This is a genomic window from Sphingobacterium sp. BS-2 (assembly GCF_046161205.1).
Classification (GTDB): domain Bacteria; phylum Bacteroidota; class Bacteroidia; order Sphingobacteriales; family Sphingobacteriaceae; genus Sphingobacterium; species Sphingobacterium mizutaii.
Window position 1 is genome coordinate 33,543 of record NZ_JBIXGO010000007.1, and the last position, 26,941, is coordinate 60,483.

The following is a 26,941-nucleotide window of genomic DNA, read 5'->3' on the forward strand; positions in this document are numbered from 1 at the left end:
TCCTTTTGGCAGCCACTTTTTTTATAAATCTCCAATTTCATTGACCACAAACCATTTATTCCTTAGATCCATTGGGGTACTTACTTGTGGTCTTCCATCAGCATCCCGATAGGCAACCGTCTGTCTATAGACAAAATTACCCCAGTTCCGATTTAGGTCATTCTGCAATGGCCACAGGTTCGACACCTGATCCCTGCCCCCAAAGCCTAGGTCTTTGACATGGTCAAAATCATAACCCGATAAGGTCAGATGATAATTCTCTGTCATCAATCTTCTGAACCTATCCTTTTCAGCGCCGCTGCCAGAACTCGAACTCCTTTGCAATTTATCCCCTATCCTTACAAAATTATCGCTATCAACCCCGATCATAATAAACTCAGATCCCTCACCCGGCATCTCATTCCTTCCACTGTAGCCCCTTCGGGTTGTTGGCGGAAGCTCCAGTCGGGTCCTTCGGTCGGCTGGTGCATATTCAATCGGATCTGGTGGATTCATACCCCTGCTTCTCCATAAAGAATCTTTTGGAATCAGGTCAGTCATAGCAAGCAGATGTCCCCGTTTGGTCCAACGAATGGTAATCGGATTTTCATAACTTCCATCTGGCAAATCCCCTTCAGAGATCAATATGGCTACATGTTCAGAAAGATTAGTCAACATCAGATCCAATCTGGCTTTCTTAGCCAAGAATGCTGCACGCCTCTCTTCCGGAGTCAATGTCCTAGGAATAAAATTCATCTTTTCACGGTCTATTTCTTGCGCTATAGGTATAGCTGCCTGTTGTGCCCTTTGTTTATCGGCATCATTGGCAACAGGAACATTTCGAATAAAACTCTCAAATGTTGTACCCCTTCTACTGGCTACCATCAACGTGGCATTTTCCTCTTCCCCATTAAAATATAACTCATGGTCCCTGCCATCCCTAGCCCTAAACGATTTCATCGCTGTCCACCAACCCACAATGGCTGCTACAGCTTCACGACCACGATCAACCAACCAATCTCCCGCTGCCAGCAATCGATCCACTAACCAATCTATCTTCTCATCTATCCATTCCTCAGCCCGAGTGGCCATTTCCCTAATCCTTCTACCTACCCGGCTCATGCTTACTTGATTGGACAAGAACTCTAAAAACAATGGTATTGCTCGCTGCAAATTATTCTCAAAACGCCGAGCCGCATTCATAAAGGTACCTGCCATCACTTCCCCAACATTATCCAACACCCCTTCGACCAGTTCCAAGATTTCCCTTGCCCTATCTATAGCTGTTTCCACAGCTCTATATAAGGTCACGATGGAATTGACAACTGCCATGATCCCTGTCGGGTCCAACATGCTGACCAGCCTTGCACTCACCCGCGTGATAATATTGCTCACGATCCAATCAATGACCGAATCCACCAAGGTTTGCAACAGTTCAGCACCGCGATCCCTGATCATGCTAATGATTTCATCCAAACTATGTTCATGGAGGGCAACGACCCAACTCCATGCTTGGGCGGCTGCTCGACCGATCCTTCCGATCCATAACCGGACCCTAGCGGCCAGCTCTGCCCCTCTTTTCCGCTCAATGCTCCGATACACCTTTTCCATACCCACACTGAATAGGCTACCTAACATTTTGAATATCTCCGAAAAGTTAAATGCCCTAGGGATATAGATCGGACTACCTTGGACAGCATCAAACAGCCAAGTCGTAAATCCTTCTCTCAAATGGGTCCATTTACGTTCAAAGAAACCTATAAAGCCCAACTTCGCCGTCTGCAGCATATTCACAAAGAATACCCTTGGCCTTTCAATGATACTATCAAAAACTTCAAAGGCCTTATTGAATACTTTTACTGCCAGCTCTGCTGGAAACCTCAATACCTCGAGCAATAGGTTAAACACTTCCCATAGTGCACCTTTTACATCACCATGCACAAACATCATGTTCAATATCAGCATGCACCTAGTCCGCATGGCCGTCCAAGCCCCTTCAACATCCTGAACCTCTCGAAGCAATGGGATATGCTTGAATATATATTTTACAAAAAAGGCAATTATTTTATCTCTGATACATTTCGGAATCCTATGGAATAGATCATCCAAGATCAAGAAACCTAATTGAATATAATTGGTCATTGCTCGACCTATCTTCGCCAAGATCCTAGTTATCGGTTGCAAGAATGTTCTGATTCTGGCAAATGCAAGCTGCAGATTGACAATCAACTGGGTTGCCTGTATATTTGCCCAAGCTTCCAACTCCACAAACTTTTCCGTCAACCAATTCACAGCCGAATTGATAGCCGTCAGCATCAAGGCAGAAACATCCTGAGGGATACTTTGCAAGGAAACCACCGCTGTACGCAAGGTACCACTTATCATAGCGATCTTAGCACGCAAGAAATTACTCAAGCTTTGGATCGATTGAAACAAGCCCGGTATCAAGACCCCATTGATAAAGCCTCTTTCCCGAATGATGGCATCCCGATGTATGATATAATGCCTGATCCTGGAAGCTGCATACATAATTCCGGTTATCATCGCTCCGGCAACAATAAATGGTCCCGCTGGTGACAACAGCAAAATAATGCCGCCTAATATCATCAATTGGGTTTTATAAGGTTCAAGAGTTTGTTTTACCTCTTCCCAGAGGCTCAATACTTTCCGTTTGATCTGTTCCCATAGACTATCCTGATCATCCCCTTCAAAGCCTATCGCCCTGGCAAACCAATGCCAGATATCCGCATAAACCGAAATGACCGTCTGTATATGGTTCCATATCCTTTCCGCAACCCATTTGATGCCGTCCCAGATCCTACCGAATATCCTCGAGACAAAATCCCAGATCGGCTTGCCGATATCATTCCAAACATGGTCAATAAAGCGCTTGATCGGAGCCAAAAAGGTCTTGATCCTATCCAAGACAGGATCGGCAATCCCTTCTAATATATTATTAATGAAATCTGTGGCTTCTACAAATGGCGAACAATCCCCTTGTTTCAAGCGCTCAATGGCAGTAACCATCCAAGCCTTGAAAAGATGGAAATTGGTCTTGATCATACTGATAATGGAAGCCCCTAATCGAATCGGCTCGCTAAAGGTATTCACCGTGCTGTTCACAAAGTTGGCTACTTTTTCCTTAGCCCAATTCGTGAAACCTTTGACCCTGAATATCTCATAGACCACAGGCGATGACTCCCTCAACAAGGTCCACAATGCCTCTTTGGCCTGTTCCAATAAAAAGCCATCTTCTTCATCCTGCTTGGCAACCTTCTTTTCGGTTTGGCTCAAACTCGGATTGACCGCGGCATGCGATGGATTGGTACCAGCAGCATGGGCCGACTTCTGCTGCACCTGCTTCGGTCTAGCCCCAGCTTGCTGTATGGTATGGGTCAGCTCATGGGCCAATAGATGCTTTCCAGCTGGACTATTGACATCAAACTTGCCCGTATTAAAATAAATATCATTTCCATGGGTAAATGCCTGCGCATGCAGGTCCTTACTCATTTGAACCGCCAAGCTATTATCATGCACCCGGACCTGCGAGAAATCAACGCCAAAGGAATTTTCCATCTGCCTTAAGATAATCTCTGGCAAGGGTCTACCTGCCCCCTTCGAAGCCGATAGATTATTCTCAACAGCATTAGTTTGCTGATTCGTAAATTGATTCTGGTTACTTACCTTCCTTTGCACCGCTTCATCCCGCTCCTTTTGATCCACATTACGCTCAGGGCTCACATTCCGCATCAGCTCAGGCTCATTCTGCAGCCTACGCCTAGTCTGGTTCCTTAAGGTACGCCGATTCTGTAAGCGCAGATTCATTCGCTGCCTCTTACCATCCTCCAGTACCACGCTCATCTGGCTTTCATTGGCAAGCGCCTGCTTTTGCAATACCTCCTCCTCCTGAGCCTTTTCCTTCCGTTGGACTTTTTGCTTTTCCTCCTCCTTCAATTGTAGCTCTTCATTTCCCGCCTCCTTGCGTTGCAGCTTGTCCTCATGTTCACATTTTTCACATTTCTTCTGAACCAATGGCGTAATCGAATGCCTACTTTCATCCCTTTCCTTCCCTCCGGCTTCCTTCTCCTCTATCCTTTGTACCACCCGATCGGCAGTAGCATCAGCCTCCTTCTCATAGCGATCATTCGGCTCCGAAACATTCAACTTCGTCTGGACAAAAAATGCATGGCTCTCCGACTTCCGCTGAAAGAAATCAGCATGCGAAGCACTATCACAAAAAAATGATGAATCAGCCCCTTTAGAGAAAAAAGAGCTGCTCGATTTGGCAGGACTTGCCACTGACTTTGCTTCAGCAGCTTTCATATCGGAATCGTTAGGACATATCCCTTAAATTTCCGCAGGAAATGCAGAAATAGCAATAGCTAGCAGTAGTCAATTTAAATGGCAAAAACCAATTACCCAAACTACGCATTAACCAAACAACGATCCGAAGATTTTATCTTTTTAGGTCGGTATAGATTTCAATCAAGTTGCTTTCAGGATCGCGGAAATGGGCAACCCGAATCCCCCAATCATCCATATCCATAGGAACGGTAATAAAATCAATCCCCTTTTTCTTTAGCCCCTCATAAGATTCATCCACATTCTCGACCTCCAAAATCAAAGCAAATTGATCATTCGAACCACGCCTGTTCTCCATGGCCGAAATACCCAAGGCCATATTCATCAACTCCGATTTAAAGAGCGCCAAGCCCCCAGGTATGCCAATATTAAAACTGGCATAAACCTCTCCCAAATCCCCATGCACACATTCCAGTCCTAAAGTTTCCTTGTAAAAGGTAAAGCAGGTATCAAAATCCCTTACCAATAACCTGATATTGTTGAGTTTCATAGCGATGATTTTTAGGTTAGCTTAAACTAATATACTGATAACTATGAAGCTAACAGCATAAATATTTGTTTTGTTTTTCGCAAGTAAATAATTGACTCCAGCCTTTCCTGGATAAATACGAGAATAGTTAATTTTTTGATCACAATTAACTATTTAAAATATAGATTTTTCAAACTCCTAACCAAATAAAAATGGCAATTATCCTATTGCCATTTTTATTTCACCTATGGTTCACCCTCTACCTCTTCCTTCCCAGCAATCTATTGATTTCTTCTAGTGTAAAATAATCACGTCCACCTATTTTAATGGGTTTAATAATATGGTCATTTTTCATCCTGTAATAGGTTGATTTACTTATTTTAAGCAGTTTAATTAGATCATCAGCATCAATAAGAGTATTATCAGGAATTGGTTTAGTGTGTTTAGTCTGTTCGTTAAAAAGTTGGGCACTTTTAAAGAATTCACTGTTTGTTCGGGAAATCTCGGTATGATCGACTAACGTTTCATACTTTTTTTCCAACAACCTTCTCACCCGCAGCAATTCATTGAATCTTGGTCTGGATGGATTTTCGTTCATATATTATGATTTGATTACTATCATGTACTTATCCAATTGCAACTCTACCCTAATGATCAAATTTAATTTTTAATTAAACACTATGAGTAGCTTTAACGTTAAGAAATTGACATAAAAGTATTAAGCACATCCCCTTTCCAGCTACCTATCGACCAATTCTTTGACTTCTTCAGCATTCAGGTCCTTTTCTAAACTTTTTATTTTCATCAGTTTAGCCCAACGGACAAAGGTTCCTACAAATACAATAGACAACAGGAACATCGCGATAGCGGGAAGGCCAGCTAATGGAAATTGACCATTAGGGATAAGATCTCTTGGATCTGTATATAGCCAGCCCAGAGGGTCATAACCAACATAAATATCCTTTCTCCTTTCTAAATAATTGTACATCTACCGGCAAAATACTCGTGAAATCTGTCTATATTGCCAAAATTTAATAAAGATCTGATGGCTTAGATCTTGTGCATTTTCAGGGGATTTACATAATTCTTTAATTATCATTTATATATTTTCTAATTTTTTAAAGTAAACATCAAGGAATTAAGCTGCTATAATATTAGAGTCTGATAAAAACATGTTTTAATCGATTATTTTTTCCAAAAATTATTCTCGATGGATTTATGAGCAATTCAAAGCGGGAATCTAGCTATGAGCAAGAAAATTTTACACTCGTAGAAATTGATTTTTCGGAAAATATTGGTTTTTGATGAGCCATTTTATATTGACCTTGTTTTACTTTCATTCGAGACATATTCGGAAAATTCCGAATATGTCTCGAATGAGAGCAGGAAGAGATCAGGAAATTCTGATGGAAATTTATTTTTTGTTTCGAAGGATTATTCTGCTGTGTTTTTCAGTTTTTCTAGGATTAATTCGGCGCTATTTTCCTTTTCCGCTCCAGAGTTTTCGCCTAAATTTTCATTTAGGTATTGTCGGTACTGATAATTAAAATCTTTAAGGAATTGAATTTGTTCAATCCGAACTATTCTTTTAGGAGTAAGGGCTCCGAACCATTCCTTGTCATTTTCTACCGTCCAAGTTACTTGATATAGGCTAGCCTTTTCAGGAAAACCATGCCGATTGGAACTTTTTATTTCTTGCCACGCTAAGTCATTCGCATAAATTACCGACATATTGCCATCCTTTGGCTTATTCCACAGCGTTACGGGATGCAATAGCAATGGGTTTTCAGGTAAATCTTTGAAACTTAATCTTGAGGCTTCAACATTAATCAATGTCCCTGTATGGTTTTTACAACTTATATTTAGTGCAAACATACAGGCAATAAAAATATATAGGATGTTTTTCATGTTAATTCTTATTTAAGGTTCGTAAGAAGGAATGGCCTAGTAAATACATAATTACTTTCTTTTAGTGGCTTATGGCAGTTTGTACATTCCGTAGTTAAAATTGCTTCCCCACCATAAGGCTTCAAGTCTTTTCCTCGCCACCTTGCCCAGCCCCATCCCAAGCTATTCTTAAATTTTTGTGCATTCTTGATCATAAATTCTACCTGAAAGAATTCTCCGCTAGAAAGACTTCCGTCTGAATTGGTCTTAGATTTCCATGCTGCCTTCGCAAATATGGCCCCATCTGGCCAAGGTTTAACCTTATTGTCCTGGATTGCTTTTACTGCGATATCATTTGCATAGATAAGCCGCATGGTACCATTATCAAAGCGATCTGAAAAACTGATTAGCTTCCAATCTTTATAATCGGGGATATACTCGATGCCATTGGCATTCGGAGCAACCACAATCTTTTCTTCCTTTTTAAGTGAAATCAGGGTTTTATTGCTATCTACCCCTTGGCTTGGATCAAATGCATTCCTTGGAGTCCGCTCTTTCAAATAACTTTTTAGGAGAGCGATATCATTTTCGGAAGGCTTGTTATCTCCATGTATATAGCTATATGATTTCAATGGCATTTCCCCTTCCAATATTTTATTCAAACTGTAATATAGCAGATTGTTTCTGGCGGGATTTCCTAAGGAATCCCATTTTGAGAAATCCAAAGCTGCCCTACCCTTCTCAATATGGCCATTGACAAAATAATCTAGCGGTACTATCTTATCATACCAACTGAGATTGCTCTGGGAGGAATGGCAATCGAAACATGACTTTTCTAAAATAGCATTGATCTCCTCGGGTACTCCTGCCAATGGTTTAGCAGGGACCGACTCAATGGGATCGGCTTTTACAAAGGGTAAAAATTGCAAAATAACGATGCCGACAAATAGAATTAAGGGCACAAAAAATGATTTATTCATCTTAACTGATTTTTGGTTCATTAATCCAAAGTTACCTTGTAACCTTACGGAAAGCAGCTTCAATGACCTCGAAAGGGAGAAATTGAAACCTAAAAGTGAATATTTGCCCCTGAAGGGGGGCATGGATCTGTTAAAAAGGGAATTAAAATCAAGTACAGCTGCAAGAATTTTTGATTCCCTAACAAAAGCTATACATTTGGATGTCTCAACACTTAAAATGAAAAGCTCCAAACATTATTTATGGACATTTATAGGCCTTACTTTTCTGGCACTCCTAGCTACTACTGCCTCCTTGACTTATTATTACCAAGAAGCCAAGACTTCCCTGCTCCAACAGAAGGAAAGTGCAGGTAAAAGGGAAATCAGGGAATTGGGTATTTTGTTGGAACAGCAAATCCTTGCAGGGATTGCAGAAGAAACAGTGATTGAGAACCTGCAGAAAAGCATCCTGAACACTGATGTCCATAGTGAATTTGTGTGCATGTATAATACCCAAGGAATTGAGCTTTGCCATCCCGATCCAGCATTGATCGGACAAAAGATCGATGCATCAAATTCTTCCATCAAAATTGCCGGCCAGCAGAATTCGTTTCGCCAGATTTTGCAGGAAGGGAAGGAACAGTCCGGAACCCGAGAATTCCCCCTTAATAGCGAAAGAAGTTCAGAAATTGTCAGCGTTTACCCTGTTAAGGGAACAGATTGGATGCTGGCCAGCCATGCCAATATTGCTGCAATTCAAAGTCAATTAGAGGATCTATTCCTAAAATTTATCGTTGGCGGAATCATATTTACTTTATTCATTAGCTTCTCCTCCTTCCTATTGATCCGATTGATCTATAGGTCCTATGAAAAGCAAAAAGAAGCTGAAATTGCTGACCTCAATATTCAAGTGAATACCCTACAGGCCATGAACCAGCAACTCGAAACGGTAAAGAACAATATCGCACATGAATCTCCAGAAAAGAAACCGAATCGAAAACGTATTATCTCATATATCAGGGATGAGGTTATTGCCTTGGACACAGAAGACATCGCCTATTTTGAGCTGAACAACAATGCTATTGTCGCCCGGACTTTTGATGAAAACAGTTATACGGTCAATGGTAGCCTGGATGAGCTGGTCAATGAGTTGGACCAAGAAGTATTCTATCGAGCCAACCGACAGTTTATCATTAATATTAGAGCCATTTCCAATATCTGGGTCTATGGAAGAAATCAACTTCGTATAGAAACTACTGCCAAAAGTGAAACTCCTATCCTGATTAGCAAAAACAAGGTTGCTGAATTTAAAAGGTGGTTGGATCGCTAAGGGGGTTATGGTTAACTGCCATTATCTTTGATGAATTGGGAGGGTGATAGTTTATACATTTTCAGAAAACTTCTATGGAAATGATTGGGAGAACTAAAACCTGTTATATCTGAAACTTCATAAACTTTATAATTACCTGTGGCAAGTAATTCTGCAGCTTTTTTCAGCCTACTATTTATGATAAGTTCATGAACTTTTAATACACTCAGCTCACTAAGTCTTCGATACAACGTAGTTCGGCTCATATTCATCGCTCTAGACAAAAATTCACCATCCATCAATACATTGTCCAAATTCTCCATAATAATCTGGTTCAATCGCTCTAAAAACAACCTATTTTCAGCGCCATGCTCTTCTGCACTTAACATAACAACAGGCGAATGCGCAAAATAGGATTTGATAATTTTTCTGTTTTTCAAAAGATTGGAAATCTGTAATAAAAGATGTTTAGGAGAAAAAGGTTTGCCTAAATAAGCGTCAGCGCCAAATTCTAAACCTCTATATTTATAGGAAAGCTCTTTGCGAGCTGTCAACATGATAACAGGTATATGACAAAATTCCTCAGAAGATTTTACTATATCACAAAACGTAAAACCATCTACGCTAGGCATCATAATATCTGTTACAATTAAGTGAACAGTCTGTTCTTTTAAAATTTCCAAGGCACCCGCAACATTTTCCGCCAAATAAACCTCATAATGCTCGGAGAGAAATACCGAAATAAACTCCAAGATATCCTGATTATCATCCACAATTAAGACCGTTTGTTTCATATACTAAGTTTTATCCAATAATTGGGAGCTTCAAAATAAATCGATTCATAGTATTATTTAGATATTCATAGGTCAGTGTTCCAGCATTTCTTTCAGTTAATATCCTCGCCAAGGTCAATCCTATGCCAGTTCCTAATCCTTTTTTATTTTGAACCCGATGAAAAGCTTCAAATATTTTTTCTTTTTGATCCGCTGGAACTAAAGCGCCATCATTCGCAATTGAAAAGATAAGAGTTTGAGACTGACTATTTTCAACCTCACATTCAATAATGATTTCACAATCTGCATATTTTATTGCATTTGATAATAGATTGCTGATAATTCTATGAAAAATTTCCTCATCAATGTAGATACTAACATTTCCTGTATTGCAATAACTTTGAATTTTTAAATTTTTAGACTCTGCAAGGATATCAAATTCCGAAATCAATTCTTCTAATACTGAAGCAATGTGTATATTTTGAGGATTATTTCCTTCAAGATTACTTTCCAAAGCTTGAAAATCTAATAATTGGTCAGTTAAGGAAGATAATCTTTCTGTATTTCTATTAATAAGGCTGAGAAATTGCTGCTGTTTTGGATTATTATTCATCTTCTCTGAAATTAATTCCAAAGGGCCTTTGATCAAGGTTAGTGGAGTTCTGATTTCATGTACTATATTCGTAACAAAATTCATTTTAGCAGAATAATATTCCGATTGTTTTTTTAAATCAAGTTCTTTAACGGCATTTTCACGAATCTGTCTTTGCCTTTTATGGTACAATAAGAAGGAAACTAGCAAGATCATAATCAACAGAATGCTATAAATGATATAGGCTATATTAGATGCCCACCATGCAGGAGCAATAAAAATATGGAGTATTTTTTCATTTTCATTTCCATTTTGTCTGTTTAAGACCCTTACATGAAATCTATATTCTCCGGCAGGCAATTTGGTAAAGTTGACGTTTCGGTTTCTGGAAATATCTGTTCTCTTATCTTCAGCCCCTTCAAGCCAATATTGATAACTCAATGTGGAAGAAGCTGCAAAGTCTAACGAAGAAAAACCTATTGAAAAAGAGGATTCGTCATGCCTTAAATAGATTGAATCCCGAAAGAGAATTGAACGCCAATTCTGTTGATTTGCTGGGCTCAGCTCACTTCCATTGACCTGAAAACTTGTTATGAAGATCGGTGCTTTGCTGTTTACCTTGAATAGATCGTCAGGGAAGAAACTTACCAAACCTTTTACACTGCCAAAAAACAGCTCCCCCTCTTTGCTAATATATCCCGAAGAATAGTTAAACTGGTCAGTTAATAAACCATCATCTTTTGTAAAACTGACCCATTTGCTTTCTCCAGGGAGCAAACAGGCAAGACCTTTGGAAGTACTCGCCCAAAATCTCCCTTTTTGATCCTCAAGGACCACATATACCATATTGCTAGGCAGACCATTTCGTTCGGTAAAATAGCTGAAGCTTTTACTTCTCACATGGTACTTACTGATACCTCCGCCTTCCGTAGAAAACCAAATATTACCTGCCCTATCCTCAAATATTCCACAGACTGAATTATGGCTCAAATTATTTTGTCTTCGGGATTGATGCGAAAAATTTTCGGTTGTACCTGTTCTAGGATTATAGCAAAAGGCTCCCTCTCCAATTGTTCCTGCCCAAATCCTGCCAGCTTTATCTTCCAACATGGTAAAAACATAAAGGTTCCTAGGGAAATTTGACGATAATAGAAATTGATCTTTAGCCGGAAAATATTCATAAACTCCATTGCTACTTCCCAATAATAAAATACTAGTTGAAGTCCTAAGGGCGGAGATAATAAAATTTGATTTCAGTCCATCAAGATTACTATTTTTCTCATAGTGCTTTACGATTTTACCTGACTGAGTATTTAGGAGAAATAGTCCATCCTGAAAAGTACCGACCCATAAACCTTTATCGGTTTCAGCGATAGCATGCACATTGAAAGGTTTAATGGCATTAAATTTTTCTATCGGATGAATTTTACCGGTTTTTAAATCCATTCGATTAAGTCCAGCGTCTTCTGTCCCAATCCATAGCTGCTTCCCGGACCGATCTGGATACATCTCTCTAACAGCCCAGCCACTAATACTTGGAATACCTTTTTGGCGGAAATATTTTCTGAAATTATTAAATCGTGGATGATGATAATTTATCCCGCCAAAATATGTTCCACACCAAATACCTGAATCCTTATCTATGAACAAACTATAAACGGCATTATCTGAAATTGAATAGGGATCTGTATCATCTTTTTTCAAACTTTTGAATGAAGCAGTTTTTCCATCAACAATAAACAAACCTTGTTCAGATGCTACCCAATATTCCTTGCTATTATTGGAGATAATATCTCGCACGAAAATTTCCTTTCCTAATTTAGATCCCAAAATCCATTTTACGTTTTTAGTCTGCCGATTATACCTGAGAAGTCCCATAGTTGTCCCGACCAATATTTCATTTGGGTTAGGAACATGCAGTACAGAGATAATGGTGCTTTTAAGTTCAGAAAGTTTATCCTGTAAATGAAACCTTTCTAAATCTACATCATATTTGAATAGCTCTCCATTCTGAGAAATCAACCATAGATTGTTTTCAAAGTCCAAAGTCATCCCTAAGAGTCTTTGATCTTTGAAAATATCCATTTTATTGATATTCCTTATTTTTTTGCCATGGGCTTGATATTCATATAGCTTGCCCGAAACCAAAAAAAATATTTTACCTTTTTTTGCTTTGCAAACCTTTAATATTTCATCTGTATTAGTTTTGTAAAGGCTACTGGATTTTTCAGTGATGGGATTAAATTCATATAGGCCACTACGGGTTCCAAGTATCAGCATATTATCGTCTGTTTGTGCAATGGAATAGACAAATTCATTCCCCTCATTTTCGGCATTTGGGATTATCTTAAAGGACCGAAAATTCGTCCCATCATATCTTGATAGTCCTTCTTTGGTTCCAAACCACATAAATCCCCAAGAATCTTGAAAGCTTACAAACACGGTATTATTGGCCAGCCCATCTTCTACTTGCAAATGGCGGAAATAAACCGGATCAGAAATTCCTTTTAACTGTTGTGAGAACAGCAACAACAGTATTAGCACAAGCCTCATAACGATAGATTAATTAATCAAATATAAGGAGATCAGACTTGAATTCCTGCGCACATAGGTCAATGGAACAAATTGCTAGATTATTGAAACAGATTGCTAATCTTCCCATTTTTTTTCGCTTTTACTTTGTTGAAGGGAAAAATCAAAATACAATTCGATGAACCATTTATGATTACTAACCCATCGAATAACCTATTCAACAATAAATGTTATGAAAAAAACAAATTCGAAAATTTACGGAGTTTCCTTAAAATGCCTCTGTTTGATTTTCTTGACCTTACCTAACTCCAGTTCTGGAGTATTTGCAGGGAACAAGTCGCATCTAATTTCCATGCCGGCCAGTTTCCAGCAGCAAAAAAGAATTCAAGGAACCGTAAGGGATGAAATGGGGAAACCATTGAGCGGGGCTACCATTAGAACTAAATTGACCAAGAATGCAGTCTCTTCCACAGCAGATGGAAACTTTGAAATTGAAGTAGCCAAAAATGGAGATTGGATCAGTGTCCACATGTTGGGCTACCAGACTGCTGAAATTCAAGTTTCTGATCAAACCGAAATAAATATTACTTTAAAAACGACTTCCACCTCGTTAGATGCTGTAGTTGTTGTCGGTTATGGAACTCAAAAAAGGGATCAAATCACTACGTCAGTCGCTTCAGTTAAAGCAGAAGATTTTATTAAAGGAGCTGTCCAAGATCCAGCTCAATTATTCCGAGGAAAAGTAGCCGGATTAAATATTGTCACCCCCGACGCAAACCCGGTCGGAAATTCCCAAATCAACTTAAGAGGAATTACGACCCTAACTGCAGGGACCTCGCCCCTGGTTATTATAGATGGGGTTCCTGGCAGTTTACAGTCAGTTGCTCCACAGGACATTGAGTCCATTGACGTTCTTAAGGACGGTGGAGCAGCTGCTATTTATGGAACCAGAGGTACAAATGGGGTAATTTTGATCACTACGCGAAAACCAGATGGTAATCTGGAACCCTCCATTATGATCAATAGTTATATTTCTTCTCAACAAATTAATCGAAGATTGGATTTCTTGAGTCCGGAAGGTTATAGAGAGCTGGTGGCTCAGAAAAAAGCTGGAGCTTATGATTATGGACATTCCACCAATTGGTTAGATGAAATCAGTCGTAACGCTATATCCCAAGTCCATAACCTTAGTATCAGTGGCGGAAGTAAAAACACCAGCTATCTGGCTAACCTGAACCTAAGAGATGATCAGGGTATCATCCTAAAATCAGATAACCAAAGGATAATACCTCGAGTTGAAGTCAGTCATCAAATGTTTGATGGAAAGTTGAAATTAACTGCCAACCTAACTGGGTCACAACAAAAATATTTTGCTGGTGCAGACGGAAGTAGCTATCGGGGTGATGTTTACCGAAATGCTATCACCTACAATCCAACCGACCCATTAAAGGACGAAGATGGCAATTGGACTGAGCATACAGATAAAACAAACTATGCAAACCCACTTGCATTATTAATGGAGACCAAAGGGAAAAACCAAAATACGACACTCAGATCACTAGGTTCTATAAATTATAGACCTATTCAAGGATTAGATATCATGGCCATGGGATCTAGGGAAATCTTTAATAGTGTAAGAGGGTATTATGAGACAAAAAATCATTATTCGACGAGAAGGGACAGTAAAAATGGTTTTGCATCAAGAGGGACAACTAGACGGGAGGAATCATTGATGGAATTGACGGCAAATTATCAAAGGAATTTTGGCAATCACGACTTGAAAGGGTTGCTGGGATACAGTTGGAGAGAAACAAATCATGAAGACTATTGGATGCAAAACTGGGATTTTCCATCTGATGATTTTTCATACAACAATATTGGGGCTGGTCTTGCTTTATCTCGGGGTGAAGCACCACAGAATTCCTACCAAAGTAGCAATAGGTTAATTGGATATTTTTTTAGACTTAATTATGCCTACAAAAACCGATACCTATTAATGGCCAGTATCAGGAGAGAAGGATCTTCAAAATTTGGAAAAAACAATAAATATGGAAATTTTCCGGCCATTTCTGCAGGTTGGAATATCAAGAATGAAGGATTTTTAATGGACAACCAAGTCCTGAGTACCCTTAAATTAAGAGCTAGTTTTGGAATAACAGGAACTGAACCTGAAACCCCATATCTCTCTCTCAATCGTTTGAATTTTGACAGCAACGCTCTTTTAAATGGGGTTTGGTCACAAGTGGTGAATGTGTCATCTAATGCCAACCCTAATTTGAGATGGGAAAGGAAACAAGAAACCAACCTAGGCGTGGATTTTGGTTTCTGGAACAATAGATTAACAGGAAGCATTGACTTGTACCAAAGAAAGACCAACGATTTATTATTTGATTATTCTGTTCCTACTCCACCATACTTGTATAATAGAATCAGGGCGAATGCAGCTTCGATGGAAAATAAGGGAGTAGAAGTCCAATTGAACTATTCGCCCATTATGCATGAAAAATTCCAATGGAATAGTTCGATCAATTATTCTACAAACCGAAACAAGCTCTTGTCTTTGTCAGATAAAAGTTTCCAATTGGCTGCAGGATATTTTGATGCAGGAACAACTGAAGAACCAATACAACAACCATTGACCAGGATCCAGATCGGTCAACCGATAGGAAATTTCTATGGATACAAATCAGTGGACATTGATGAGAACGGATATTGGATTATTGAAGGTAAAGATGGCAAACCAAAACCAATTGCCGATCAAAAAGCTGAAGACAAACAAATTATCGGAAATGGTCTTCCAAAGCATTATTTAAATTTCAACAACAATTTCAAATATGGAAATTTTGACCTAGGAATCAGCATGCGTGGTGCTTTTGGATTTGATATTTTAAACTTACCACAAATGTTTTACTCAGCACCAGTAATGTTGACAAGAGGAAATATTCTAGCCAATTCGTATGATAAAATATATGGCAAAAGACCTTTAGCTGACGATCAATCCCTGAACTATCTAAGCTATTATATTGAAAAGGGTGATTATTGGAAAATAGACAATGTGACCTTAGGTTATCGCCTAAACTTTAACCAAAGTAAAATTAAGTCAATGCGTTTATATCTTTCAGGATCAAACTTGGTGACCATCACAAACTATAGTGGTATTGACCCAGAAACACCCATTGTTGGCCTGACACCCGGGGTGGATGAAAGGGATCGTTATCCGTCAAGTCGCACTTTCACCCTTGGAGCATCTTTAACCTTTTAAGCATTAAAAAAATGAAAATCTTATATTATATATTAATGAGTTCGCTGTTCCTTAGTCTTGGATCTTGCGACACTGACCTGAATGAGGTGGTCTATTCAGATATTACTGAAGACTCCTATTCCTATACTGATGCGAATGCAGCCATAGGAATTGTATATGCTAATATGCGAAGTCTGTTTGGCCACACCAACTTTTATATGGTTCAGGAAACTACCTCCGATGAAATAGTTATGCCTGCTAATCCTTCTGGATGGGATGATGGTGGAATTTTCAAAACCCTACATTTACATACTTGGAATTCAGAAAATCCTCAATTAATAAACATGTGGAATGTTTTTTACAGAGGGGTAATCAATTCAAACCGATTAATTTCTCAACTTGAAAATGACCAGATACAATTAAAAAGTGATCAAAATAAATCACAATATATTTCAGAGATGAGAGCTGCTCGTGCGTTTTTCTATTGGTTAATTTGCGACAATTTTGGAGACGCACCCTTGGTGACAAACCCTTCCACTGATTTGCCCCAAAAGACCGTTAGAAAGGATATTTTTAAATTTATAGAAAAGGAACTCAAGGAATCCATCCCCCAGTTATCGGAAGAAAAAAGCAGCAAAACTTATGGTCGTTTTAACAAATGGGCTGCAAAAACTTTACTTGCTAACCTGTATTTAAACGCCGAGGTCTATTCCGGCGAAAACAGATGGAGTGATTGCTTGAAGGAGGTGAATGAAATTATTGCCTCCAATAAATTCAGTTTGGAAAGCAGCTATAAGAATAATTTCATTACGAATAATGAAAATTCCAAAGAAATAGTTTTTGCCATTCCGTTTGATGAAAATAAAGCCGGGGGCTTCTTTGTTCAACAATTTTCCTGGCATGCGGCATTAAGGGATAAAAGGGCTACCCAAAGTACCCCTTGGGGAAGTGGATCAGCAATGGGAGTTTCACAATTTATTGACACTTATGACCCTTCTGATAAAAGATTAGAAGATTCCTGGCTAATGGGACAGCAGTATGCTCTAAACGGAACCACAGTTTTAAAAGGTTCATATGATAAAGCAGGCCAACCCTTAATTTTCACTAAAGACTTGCCTGACGGTCTATTTACAGGAGAATCAGAAGGCTATAGACAAAATAAATTCGAAGTAAAGGTAGGTGCTCGCTTTGATTTAAGCAATGATTTTCCATTTTTCAGATATGCACAGGTCTTGCTAATAAAAGCCGAGTGCCTACTAAGATTAGGACAATCCGCCGAAGCAGTCAAATTAGTTAATCAAGTTCGGGCTAGGAATTTCAGTGATGACGCTAAAGCAAAGGTAACTGAAGAAAATCTTCTTGGAAATTCAAAATACCAATATGGGCTTATCAAAGACTATAAATTAGTTGACAAAGGTAATACAGAAGTTATTAAATACGGTGGTCTACTTGATGAACTAGGTTGGGAGTTTGCTTGGGAAGCTCAAAGGAGAAGAGATATCATTAGATATGGTGTGTTTACAAAGAAAAGTTGGTTATCACATAAACCCCAAGGTAATGATCGGATAACATTTATGATTCCACAAGCAGCTGTAGACGCAAATCCAAATCTTAAATAATAATTAGAAATAAAAACAGAGCATGAAATCTATTTTCAAAATTATGATCCTAATAACTCTAGGATTGGTACAAACCACAGCAATTGCAAGAGATAGACCAGGTAATAGGCTAATCAGTGATACAACGAAAGGTTTAAGACAAAATCCTTATATAGAACTTTCATTAGGTGAAATAAAACCGAAGGGATGGTTATTGGAAATGTTAAAGCGCCAAAAGTCTGGATTAACTGGTCAATTGGATGTACTCTATCCTGAAGTGATGGGCGAAAGAAATGGCTGGTTAGGTGGTGATGGTGATCAATGGGAAAGAGGACCATACTGGATAGATGGCCTATTACCTTTAGCCTATATTTTGGAAGATAAAGAGTTGATCGAAAAAACAAAACCCTGGGTGGAATGGGCAATCAAAAGCCAAAAAGCAGATGGCTATTTTGGGCCATCACAGGATTATGATGAAGAGACTGGCCTGCAAAGAAACAATAGCCGGGACTGGTGGCCGAAAATGGTCATGTTGAAGGTTTTAAAACAATATTATTCAGCAACTAAAGACAAAAGGGTAATCAAATTATTGACCAATTACTTTAAATATCAATTGGAACATTTACCGAGCACACGATTGGATAATTGGACCTTTTGGGCTAGATACCGTGGAGCGGAAAACCTAATGGTGGTTTATTGGCTCTATAATATCACAAAAGACGAATTTTTATTGGACTTAGGGGAAATCATCCATAAACAAACCTTTGATTATACCACAGCTTTTAACGAAAGGGAAATGCTGACCACAGAAGGAAGTATACATTGTGTCAATCTCGCTCAAGGTATTAAAGCCCCACTGGTTTATTATCAAAGACATCCTGAAGAAAAGTACAGAAAATCTGTTGAAACTGCCCTAGCTGATATTCGCAAATTCCATGGGATGGCACATGGCATGTTTGGAGGTGATGAAGCACTACATGGAAACAATCCAACGCAAGGTTCAGAATTCTGTTCAGCAGTTGAAATGATGTTTTCTATGGAAACTGTCCTACAGATTACGGGAGAAAACAAATATGCCGACCAAATCGAAAAAATAGCATTCAATGCTCTACCGGCGCAAGCGACGGATGATTTCATGAATAGACAATATTTCCAACAGGCAAACCAAGTAATGGTGAGTAACCAAATCAGGAATTTCCAAACCAACCATGATGGAACAGATAATTGTTATGGCTTATTGACCGGATTCCCATGTTGCACGGCCAATATGCATCAAGGCTGGCCCAAATTTGCCCAAAACCTATGGTATTCAACCGCTGATCATGGTATTGCAGCCCTCCTCTATTCGCCGAATGAGGTGAACACGACAGTTGCCGGAAACATTGCGGTTAAAATAGTGGAAGAAACTAACTATCCTTTCCAAGAGGACATCAATTTTACCTTCCATTTTGAAAAAGGTGTAAAGGATAGTGAATTCCCATTCCATTTAAGGATTCCTTCATGGTGCCAATCTGCTGAAATTAGGATAAATGGTTTACCCGTAAGTTTTAGTCAAAAAGATGGTATTGCTATTTTAAAAAGGAAATGGAATAGTAATGATGTTGTGCAATTACACTTGCCAATGAATCTTTATCAAGAAAAATGGGATGAAAACTCAATTAGTATCCAAAGAGGCCCACTTACCTTTGCTCTAAAAATGGGTGAAAAAATGGAATTAGTCCAAAATGATAATCCCCCAGGATCGTATGGTGGCAAAGAATTTTATGAAATCTACCCTACCACTCCTTGGAACTATGGGTTAGTCCAAGAACATCGAAAATTTGAAGATAATTTTATTGTTGAATTCAATGACCCTGGAGTGAATTACCCTTGGAATTTAGAAAATGCTCCAATCCGAATCAAAACAAAGGCAAAACGTATTCCTTCTTGGCAACTCTATAATGGGATGGCTGGTCCACTCCCCTATAGTGGAACTTATAGAATGCAAGCCGCAAAAAACACCGAAGAAATCACCTTAGTCCCCTATGGTTGTACACAATTAAGGATTTCACAATTTCCAAGGCTTGATTAATGAATTCCCAATAATAAATAGTAAATAATGTTGCTCCTAGTCTATTAGTAGACTAGGAGTTTTTTGCTTTCACAATAAATATTACACACATGAAAAAAATATTATTCCTAATTCTATTTAATTTCTTTCAACATGCAAATGCTCAAAACCATCCTGAAAACCATGAAAAGCTTATGGATAATTTAGCCAGTCAAATTAAGCATGATACCATCAATATAGGTTTCCTTTTATATGATGGTGCTGTTTTACAAGATTTTGCCGGACCTATGGAAGTTTTTTCAAAAGCAAAATCCTTAAGTCATGGCAAATACAAAACTTTTAGTATTGGTTTAGAAAATAAGATCATAAAACTTGACAATGAAATGTTAGTGGTGGAAACAGAATACATCCTTGCGAACGCCCCTAAGATTGATTATTTAATAATTCCTGGAGCCAATATGAAAAAAATACAAGAAATCTTGGCTAACTCAAGTTTAATGGAGAAATTTAAAAAAGCGATGTCGGGAAAAAATCAAAATATCATTTCCGTATGTACAGCTGCTTATTTATTGGCAAAATCAGATATGCTGAACAATAAAAAAACAACCACTCACTTTTTTGTTGCACAAGACTTTAAGGAAAGATTTCCAAAGGTAAATTTAATTACAGATGTTCGTTTTGTAGAAGATGGTAATATTATCAGTTCTTCTGGAGTAACATCAGGCATTGATGCAGCACTATATTTAGTGGAGAAACTCAGCGGACAAAAAATGCGCGCAATGATCAATAGAGCTTTACAACATGATTTTAAAATTGAAGATAAATGGCCTGTCCCTCCTAATGGCATGAGATATAAGATGAACAATCATGAATAATTTCATTGAATACATAAACCAATTTGAAGAGTTCTCCACAGAACAAATTGATTTTGTACAGCAAAAGGCCTCTTATTTAGATCTGAAAAAAGACGAATATTTTATTGAGGCTGGGCGGGTTTTTAAATCTGTCGGAATTATTCTCGAAGGAATAATGCGGATTTGTTATTTCGATAACAAAGGAAATGAAATCACGAAGATATTCTTAGAGCCGGTCCATCTCTTGTTGGGAATGGAAAATGTTCCATCTTCTGAATATATACAGGCAATATCAGATTGCAAGATGCTGGTTTTTAAACTGGAAGATTGGAAAGAAATAAATCAAGTTATTCCTAATTGGGAAGGAATGGTCCAGAAATCAGAAAGATCTGCCCTGATAAAGAAACTACGATTAGTCAGCCCTTTAGTTTCTCAAGACGCAAGTACTCGATATAAGGAATTTTTAATTAAATATCCCCTATTGGCAAATAAGATCCCTTTGGCTTATATCGCATCTTATATTGGAATTACCCAACAATCTTTAAGTAGGATTAGAAAAAACATCAGATAATTTTCTTTTTACCAAATGGTAAATCCTTTCCATCGGAAAAGACCAAACTTTACCGGTGGAAAATTTATATCAATGATGAAAGAAAGAAAATTCGGAAAATTAACCGTACCTCCAATTGGATTTGGAGCTATGGGATTAAGTATGGGTTATGGTCAAGCTCCTTCACCCTCAGATGCCATCAAAATGTTGAAGGAAGCATACGATACAGGTTACAGACACTTTGATACCGCGGAAATCTATGCTAATGGGCAAAATGAAGAAATGATTGGCGAAGCCTTAAGGAGCAATCGGAAAGAGATTATTTTGGCCACTAAGTTCATGATCCAAGAACCTTGGGAAAACAAGAGTAAAGCCAACCTAGAAAAGGAGCTTAGAACAAGATTGGAAAATTCGCTCTCACGATTGCAGACTGAATACCTGGACATCTATTACCAGCACCGCGTCAATAAGGATATTCCCGTGGAATGGGTTGCAGAAATCATGGGTAAGTTTATTGATGAAGGAAAAATCATGGGTTGGGGACAATCACAGCCCCAACCTCATGAAATCATCAAAGCCCACAGGATTACTCCATTAACCTGTATCCAAAGCGAATATTCGATGATGGCAAGGCAGTTTGAAAAAGAAATCATCCCGCTTTGCAATGAATTAAAAATTGGATTTGTTGCTTTTTCACCACTCGCTGGAGGTTTTTTATCTGGAAAAATCACTTCCAAGAGTACATTTGAAGGTTTTGATGCCAGAAGGGTAATCAATCGATATGAAGAGAAAAACATGCTTGCAAATGAACCACTTCTAAATTTATTAAACAGCTTTGCCAGTAAAAAAGCAGCGACCCCAGCACAGATTTCTCTAGCTTGGATGTTGCAAAAAAACCAGAATATGGTAGCCATTCCTGGTGCTAAGAAATTGAACATGATCAAAGAAAATTTTGCTGGATCTGAAATATCCTTCACTGATGAAGAATTTAAATTATTGGATGATGAAATCTCAAAGATTCCAATTTTTGGAAATCGAAGGGATGAAGATATTGCTAAACTCAGGGATTTGATTTCAATGGATTCCCGACCTTAATCCTGTTAATAAGTCAGCAATTTGTGGTTCTTTTCCTGGTTAAATTTATGAGTTTAAACAACAAATTGATTAGCTCAACTCATCTATCTTTCTTAAAACATTTAATAAAGCAGCCTGTTTTTTAAGAGTATAAGAAACAGAGTTTTAAAATTTAAATGATTAAACGATGAGTATGTTAGAAGATTTGAAACTAAAGAAGGACCTGATTATTGCCAATTTCAAGGAAGCAGCAAACGATGGTTATGACCATTCGATTGAGTCTGCGGGAAAAAAAGGTCTTCGTTCTGGCCGTGTGTCTGAACTGACAGCTATTGCAGATTTAAAACCTGGAGGTGGAGAGCGATTAAAGAAAATCATGGAGATTGCCGATGGTAATCTTGGAGGAGCAACACGCGTAGGTACCTTACATGACCTACGGATCGTCCTGTTGGATAATGACAGCAAAATACTGTTCTGTACCGCCTATGATGGTGATTGGGATGCTTATATCGATGATTTTGCAACCAAAATCCCGGAATTGATGGATATCATCTTTGGTAATGTAGAAGGATGGCCTGGGATCAAGGATCCAAGTGTTAAACAATTTATCATTGACCATCAGATTACGGCAACCGGTTGGTATGTCGGTGTACCACATTTAACGGTCAACGACATCCGTAGGCAAGATAAGATCGTATCTGGATTGAATAAGGTGATTGATGAGGCAAATAAGAGTTAAGATATGGCATTTGAGATATTAAAAAGGATTTTCAACCCGAATAAGGTTGAAATAGAATTGGACGATATCCAATCCATGATTCTGAGGAGTCGTCCTATCCCCTACTATGGCACCACGGCGGCCATCCGAATCAAGTCTGCAGAGGCTGGTAAAGAATTGGTCAGAGCCGTTTTACCTTTGGTCCATTCTGCCCAAGATTGGGATAAAAACGAAGGTGCGACTGTATTTTTAACCTTTACCTACAAAGGGTTGGAAGCTTTGGGTTTGCCTAAGGAATCTTTGGACTCTTTCCCTGTATCCTTTAAGGAAGGTATGGCTGCTCGAGCCAAGTTTTTAAAGGACATTGATGTCAATGATCCCAAGCATTGGGAAAAGGCATTTAAGCAGGAGATCCATGTCGCGGCAGCTGTAATAGCAGATTCGAAGGAGTCATGGCAAGCATTATTGCAAGAGTTTAGAAAGGAGCTGGAGGGCAAATCTGGTATTGAGATCTTGTTTCAACATGATTTTGGAGCGACAGAAGAGGTCAAAAATGTATTCGGGTTTAGAGATGGCATCAGCAATCCTGAGATTGAAGGCAGCGGGATTGAGTTACCCGCAAGCTACGATCGTCCAATCAAAGCAGGTGAATTTATTTTAGGATACCCTGGCGAAGCCGGTGTAGTAGCCCCTTTCCCTCAACCCGAAGTTTTGGGAAAGAACGGTTCTTTCTTGGCTGTACGAAAATACCAAAGCCAAGTTGCAGAGTTCAATAAGTTTATCAAAGAAAACAGCAATAGTCCTGAGGAAGGCGAATTATTGGCAGCAAAAACGGTTGGCCGTTGGCGAAGTGGTGCTCCTTTGGTATTGAGTCCTGAAGAGGATGATAAGGAATTGGGTGCGAACATGCATAAGAACAATGACTTTTCATTCAAGCATGATGAATATGGAAAGAAATGTCCTTTCTCTTCCCATATACGCAGGATGAATCCAAGGGATTCTAAAAACTTCGTTATGGAAGATGTTCGCTTGCACCGTATCATCCGTAAGAGTGTCACTTTTGGGGATATAGTTCCACCGGAAGTCACCAAGAATGATGGCAAGGAACGTGGCCAATATTTTCTTGCCATCAGTGCCGATGCAATGGGGACCATGGAATTCTTACAAGGCCAATGGGTCAATGACGGGAATTCCCAAAACTTGGGAACCGAAACGGATCCTCTGATCTCTGTCCAAAAAGATGGCTTATTTACCGTTCCTGCTGACCCCATGGTCAAACGATACCATAATCTCCAAACTTACAATATTGTAAAAGGCGGCGAGTATTGTTTTATCCCTAGCCTTTCTGCTTTGAAATGGATCAGCGAATTGGCATAAAACATCACACTGAATTCAATAAACGCTAAACTATAGAACATGAACAAGGAGTATATAAAATACAGCCCTGATTTGGAGGAAATCCCAGAGAATTTCGAAGAATATATGGCTACCATCAATAAAGATATCCAAAACTACATCCAGGAAACCAAGCAACTCAGCAATATCAACCATTATACCCGAGATGCACATGCCAATGGCTATGCAGCCTTAAAAGCGGAGTTTGAAATCATGGGGAATTTACCCCCCGAACTGTCGCAGGGTGTATATGCGCAGGCCGGAAAACATGAAGCTGTAATCCGATTTTCCAATGGATCCTCTAGGGTTTTACCCGATAAATTAAGTGGCAATGCCCAAGGCATGGCGATTAAGGTTTTTGATATTCCAGGAAAAAAATTGGCACCCAATGAGGCGGATTCCCCTAATATGGATTATAATCTGATCAATAATCCAGTATTCTTCTGCAATACAGCAGAACATTATGTCTTTATCTCCAAATTATTCCTAAAGCTGACTGATTTCTTTGAAAAAGGGGCCTTAGGGAAACTGGAATTTGCAGCATTATGGGCAACAGAAAATAAAAAGGCTTTTCCAAATTGGGAAGCGCTCAAGGAATTGAATGCTCTAAAAACCTTTGAAAAGATCCCTGCCATCAATAGTTTTCTCTATGAATTCTATAGTATGGGTGCGGTCCGGCATGGTGATTATATGGCAAAGATTCGGGTGATACCTACATCGGAAACCAAACAAAAAATCCAAGAGAAAGAAGTCAATATTGAATCAGAAGATTGGCCATATCGCGCTTCCATTATTAAGGAGATTGCTAAAAACGACCTGACATTTGAACTGCAGGTACAACTCTGTAATGACCTAGACAAACTGCCGATCAATGATTTGACAGTGGAATGGGACCAGGAGCTTTCTCCATTTCAAACAGTAGCCAAAATTACGATATTTCAACAGGAAGTCCCTAAAGATGGAAACTTTGAGATCATGGAAAACCTGTCCTTCACCCCTTTCAGAACGATTGAGGCAAATAGTCCAATCGGAAATTTGCAACGGACCAGACAACAGGCCTATGTCACTTCATCGACGAGTCGACATGCCCTCAATCATAAGAAAAAGGTAGAACCCAAAAATTTAAAAGAAGCATTTGACCCAAGCTTTTATAATTTGTAGATATTAAGATCGCGATAAATTGGTTTATCGCGATATTTTTTGATTTGTTTGGAAATGAATTGTTCTCCTATAAAAGGAATGATCTCGGGATTTCACATACCTAATCAATTAAAATATTAAAGATTGCATTGGCGAACTTTCCTTAATCTTCTTTCCCCCTTGCTGTCATCCTGACATCGGAAGGATCTCGGAACTATACAAGACAAATATTTGAATATCAAAAATTTAAATAAGCGAACAGGTCATCCATCTTCGATGGACGATGACAAGAACGTGTGGGACATTTACGTACAGATTCTTCACTAATCGTTCAGAATTAGAAGTGTCCCAAAGAGGGATTCAGAGCGCAGCGAAGAATCTATTTTTTGTTTTTTTTAAGGAACAAAGTCCATTTCGAAATCGTAAGATGAGGAAACCATTTCAAATGAAGAATGGATCGTTCCGAGACTCTTCGGGCAAGCTTTCAGGGTGACACGATAAGGGTATAGAAAAATATTTCACCCCCGCTAGGGGTTATCCGTTATTACAATTCATTATTCTATAAATATTTCACCCACGCTGTGGGTTCGCCATTACAAACACCCATATTTTCTACAAAGATGTCACCCCTTCCAGGGGTTTCCTAATTTAAACAAACACCATCCTTCCGAAGGAAGTCCTTTAACCTTCGGCTCATTTCCTTGGCTGAAAAATGGATAGAATGCCGATGCCCTGAGCCATGGGATTGGCCTTGGAATTCTTTTAATAGATCATCTCATTAAAAGGATGATCTATTAAAAGATATTCCCGACAACAAGGCATTCTATCCATGTGCGGATGATCGTGCGAAAAGCCACCTTAAATGGGCCGAAGCGTTACGGATTCGAGTTGTTTTTGGTATCCGTGAGCTCCTTCGTCGGTTTTGGTTACTTTTGGGCTCCAAAAGTAACGAAGAATCTATTCGATTTATGGTTTACCAACCTTATGAATTAACTTTGTTTCTGATAAATACATCAAAGAATTATTTAAAAACCATGATCAAGATATACCACAATAATATGTGCAGCAAAAGTAGAGCTGCCTTAAACCTTTTGAAGGTTAATAATGAAGAAATTGAAGTCCAAGAATATCTGAAAGTAGTACCCACTAAGAGTGAATTAAAAGAAATCCTAAAAATGCTTCAGATGAAACCCTTGGAACTGATCCGTAAGAATGAAACTTTATTTAAGGAAAACTACAAAGACAAAAACCTATCAGATGAGGAATGGATTGACATTATGCTTGAAAATCCAGTCTTGATTGAAAGACCCATTGTAGTAAAGGATGGTAAAGCCGCAATCGGCAGACCTATTGAAAAGATTATTGAGCTCTTGAACAATTAAGAACCTATAGCTTAGTTTTGTATTTCTCTTTGACAGTCTATTATACAGCTATGATAATTACCTAAAAACTGGTATTT

At 38.7% G+C, this 26,941-nt stretch carries 19 protein-coding genes; 11 read left to right on the top strand and 8 right to left on the bottom strand.

The window, feature by feature from the left end:
* Positions 1-21: 21 nt before the first annotated feature.
* The 6 genes from ACK2WI_RS01145 to ACK2WI_RS01170 all read right to left on the bottom strand — a co-directional run bounded on the left by ACK2WI_RS01145 (position 22) and on the right by ACK2WI_RS01170 (position 7,677).
* Positions 22-4,302, bottom strand: coding sequence for a DUF4157 domain-containing protein (locus ACK2WI_RS01145; RefSeq protein WP_409149389.1), 4,281 nt, complete (start codon positions 4,300-4,302; stop codon positions 22-24).
* Between the two features lie 133 nt (positions 4,303-4,435).
* Positions 4,436-4,831 carry a VOC family protein gene (locus ACK2WI_RS01150; RefSeq protein ID WP_409149391.1) on the bottom strand — a complete coding sequence of 132 codons (396 nt, stop codon included), beginning with the start codon at positions 4,829-4,831 and terminating at the stop codon, positions 4,436-4,438.
* 238 nt (positions 4,832-5,069) lie between these two features.
* Positions 5,070-5,408, bottom strand: a complete 339-nt coding sequence (locus ACK2WI_RS01155) for a helix-turn-helix domain-containing protein (RefSeq protein WP_409149393.1) — start codon at positions 5,406-5,408, stop codon at positions 5,070-5,072.
* 141 nt (positions 5,409-5,549) lie between these two features.
* Positions 5,550-5,798, bottom strand: a complete 249-nt coding sequence (locus tag ACK2WI_RS01160; RefSeq protein WP_409149395.1) for a hypothetical protein — start codon at positions 5,796-5,798, stop codon at positions 5,550-5,552.
* Between the two features lie 446 nt (positions 5,799-6,244).
* A complete protein-coding gene (locus tag ACK2WI_RS01165) occupies positions 6,245-6,718 on the bottom strand; it encodes a hypothetical protein (protein WP_409149397.1) in 474 nt (157 codons plus the stop codon).
* A gap of 8 nt (positions 6,719-6,726) precedes the next feature.
* Positions 6,727-7,677: a cytochrome P460 family protein gene (locus tag ACK2WI_RS01170; protein WP_409149399.1), complete on the bottom strand. Its 951-nt coding sequence runs from the start codon at positions 7,675-7,677 to the stop codon at positions 6,727-6,729.
* A 217-nt stretch (positions 7,678-7,894) separates the two neighbouring features.
* Between ACK2WI_RS01170 and ACK2WI_RS01175 the strand changes: the two genes are divergently transcribed.
* Positions 7,895-8,986 (top strand): LytTR family transcriptional regulator DNA-binding domain-containing protein, encoded by a 1,092-nt coding sequence (locus ACK2WI_RS01175; RefSeq protein WP_409149401.1) that lies wholly within the window; start codon positions 7,895-7,897, stop codon positions 8,984-8,986.
* An 11-nt stretch (positions 8,987-8,997) separates the two neighbouring features.
* Here the strand turns inward: ACK2WI_RS01175 and ACK2WI_RS01180 are convergent, their stop codons facing one another.
* Together ACK2WI_RS01180 and ACK2WI_RS01185 are read right to left on the bottom strand one after the other, a co-directional pair.
* Positions 8,998-9,759, bottom strand: a complete 762-nt coding sequence (locus tag ACK2WI_RS01180) for a response regulator (protein WP_093097222.1) — start codon at positions 9,757-9,759, stop codon at positions 8,998-9,000.
* A gap of 10 nt (positions 9,760-9,769) precedes the next feature.
* The gene (locus ACK2WI_RS01185) at positions 9,770-12,415 is read right to left on the bottom strand and encodes a two-component regulator propeller domain-containing protein (protein WP_409149403.1); all 2,646 of its coding nucleotides are present in this window, start codon (positions 12,413-12,415) and stop codon (positions 9,770-9,772) included.
* Positions 12,416-13,094: 679 nt separating this feature from the next.
* Here ACK2WI_RS01185 and ACK2WI_RS01190 point away from each other — a divergent pair.
* From ACK2WI_RS01190 to arsC, 10 genes are all read left to right on the top strand, one after another.
* On the top strand, positions 13,095-16,124 hold the full coding sequence (locus ACK2WI_RS01190) for a SusC/RagA family TonB-linked outer membrane protein (RefSeq protein WP_409149405.1): 3,030 nt from the start codon (positions 13,095-13,097) through the stop codon (positions 16,122-16,124).
* Positions 16,125-16,321: 197 nt separating this feature from the next.
* Positions 16,322-17,722, top strand: coding sequence for a RagB/SusD family nutrient uptake outer membrane protein (locus ACK2WI_RS01195; protein WP_409149407.1), 1,401 nt, complete (start codon positions 16,322-16,324; stop codon positions 17,720-17,722).
* 43 nt (positions 17,723-17,765) lie between these two features.
* The gene (locus ACK2WI_RS01200) at positions 17,766-19,772 is read left to right on the top strand and encodes a beta-L-arabinofuranosidase domain-containing protein (RefSeq protein ID WP_409149409.1); all 2,007 of its coding nucleotides are present in this window, start codon (positions 17,766-17,768) and stop codon (positions 19,770-19,772) included.
* 89 nt (positions 19,773-19,861) lie between these two features.
* A complete protein-coding gene (locus ACK2WI_RS01205) occupies positions 19,862-20,626 on the top strand; it encodes a DJ-1/PfpI family protein (protein WP_409149411.1) in 765 nt (254 codons plus the stop codon).
* Positions 20,619-21,176, top strand: coding sequence for a Crp/Fnr family transcriptional regulator (locus ACK2WI_RS01210; RefSeq protein ID WP_409149413.1), 558 nt, complete (start codon positions 20,619-20,621; stop codon positions 21,174-21,176). The genes ACK2WI_RS01205 and ACK2WI_RS01210 overlap by 8 nt, the downstream gene beginning before the upstream one ends.
* 72 nt (positions 21,177-21,248) lie before the next feature.
* On the top strand, positions 21,249-22,250 hold the full coding sequence (locus ACK2WI_RS01215) for an aldo/keto reductase (protein ID WP_409149415.1): 1,002 nt from the start codon (positions 21,249-21,251) through the stop codon (positions 22,248-22,250).
* A 166-nt stretch (positions 22,251-22,416) separates the two neighbouring features.
* Positions 22,417-22,968, top strand: coding sequence for a hypothetical protein (locus ACK2WI_RS01220; RefSeq protein WP_093097237.1), 552 nt, complete (start codon positions 22,417-22,419; stop codon positions 22,966-22,968).
* Positions 22,969-22,971: 3 nt separating this feature from the next.
* Positions 22,972-24,324 carry a Dyp-type peroxidase gene (locus ACK2WI_RS01225; protein WP_409149417.1) on the top strand — a complete coding sequence of 451 codons (1,353 nt, stop codon included), beginning with the start codon at positions 22,972-22,974 and terminating at the stop codon, positions 24,322-24,324.
* Positions 24,325-24,363: 39 nt separating this feature from the next.
* Positions 24,364-25,503, top strand: a complete 1,140-nt coding sequence (locus ACK2WI_RS01230) for a catalase family protein (RefSeq protein ID WP_409149419.1) — start codon at positions 24,364-24,366, stop codon at positions 25,501-25,503.
* A 1,013-nt stretch (positions 25,504-26,516) separates the two neighbouring features.
* Positions 26,517-26,864: an arsenate reductase (glutaredoxin) gene (arsC, locus tag ACK2WI_RS01235; protein ID WP_409149421.1), complete on the top strand. Its 348-nt coding sequence runs from the start codon at positions 26,517-26,519 to the stop codon at positions 26,862-26,864.
* The last annotated feature ends 77 nt before the right edge of the window (positions 26,865-26,941 follow it).

Coding starts and splice junctions, on each gene's coding strand:
- ACK2WI_RS01145 (WP_409149389.1), bottom strand. CDS start 4,302: ATGAAAGCTGCTGAAGCAAAGTCAGTGGCAAGTCCTGCCAAATCGAGC.
- ACK2WI_RS01150 (WP_409149391.1), bottom strand. CDS start 4,831: ATGAAACTCAACAATATCAGGTTATTGGTAAGGGATTTTGATACCTGC.
- ACK2WI_RS01155 (WP_409149393.1), bottom strand. CDS start 5,408: ATGAACGAAAATCCATCCAGACCAAGATTCAATGAATTGCTGCGGGTG.
- ACK2WI_RS01160 (WP_409149395.1), bottom strand. CDS start 5,798: ATGTACAATTATTTAGAAAGGAGAAAGGATATTTATGTTGGTTATGAC.
- ACK2WI_RS01165 (WP_409149397.1), bottom strand. CDS start 6,718: ATGAAAAACATCCTATATATTTTTATTGCCTGTATGTTTGCACTAAAT.
- ACK2WI_RS01170 (WP_409149399.1), bottom strand. CDS start 7,677: ATGAATAAATCATTTTTTGTGCCCTTAATTCTATTTGTCGGCATCGTT.
- ACK2WI_RS01175 (WP_409149401.1), top strand. CDS start 7,895: ATGAAAAGCTCCAAACATTATTTATGGACATTTATAGGCCTTACTTTT.
- ACK2WI_RS01180 (WP_093097222.1), bottom strand. CDS start 9,759: ATGAAACAAACGGTCTTAATTGTGGATGATAATCAGGATATCTTGGAG.
- ACK2WI_RS01185 (WP_409149403.1), bottom strand. CDS start 12,415: ATGGATATTTTCAAAGATCAAAGACTCTTAGGGATGACTTTGGACTTT.
- ACK2WI_RS01190 (WP_409149405.1), top strand. CDS start 13,095: ATGAAAAAAACAAATTCGAAAATTTACGGAGTTTCCTTAAAATGCCTC.
- ACK2WI_RS01195 (WP_409149407.1), top strand. CDS start 16,322: ATGGTTCAGGAAACTACCTCCGATGAAATAGTTATGCCTGCTAATCCT.
- ACK2WI_RS01200 (WP_409149409.1), top strand. CDS start 17,766: ATGATCCTAATAACTCTAGGATTGGTACAAACCACAGCAATTGCAAGA.
- ACK2WI_RS01205 (WP_409149411.1), top strand. CDS start 19,862: ATGAAAAAAATATTATTCCTAATTCTATTTAATTTCTTTCAACATGCA.
- ACK2WI_RS01210 (WP_409149413.1), top strand. CDS start 20,619: ATGAATAATTTCATTGAATACATAAACCAATTTGAAGAGTTCTCCACA.
- ACK2WI_RS01215 (WP_409149415.1), top strand. CDS start 21,249: ATGATGAAAGAAAGAAAATTCGGAAAATTAACCGTACCTCCAATTGGA.
- ACK2WI_RS01220 (WP_093097237.1), top strand. CDS start 22,417: ATGAGTATGTTAGAAGATTTGAAACTAAAGAAGGACCTGATTATTGCC.
- ACK2WI_RS01225 (WP_409149417.1), top strand. CDS start 22,972: ATGGCATTTGAGATATTAAAAAGGATTTTCAACCCGAATAAGGTTGAA.
- ACK2WI_RS01230 (WP_409149419.1), top strand. CDS start 24,364: ATGAACAAGGAGTATATAAAATACAGCCCTGATTTGGAGGAAATCCCA.
- arsC (WP_409149421.1), top strand. CDS start 26,517: ATGATCAAGATATACCACAATAATATGTGCAGCAAAAGTAGAGCTGCC.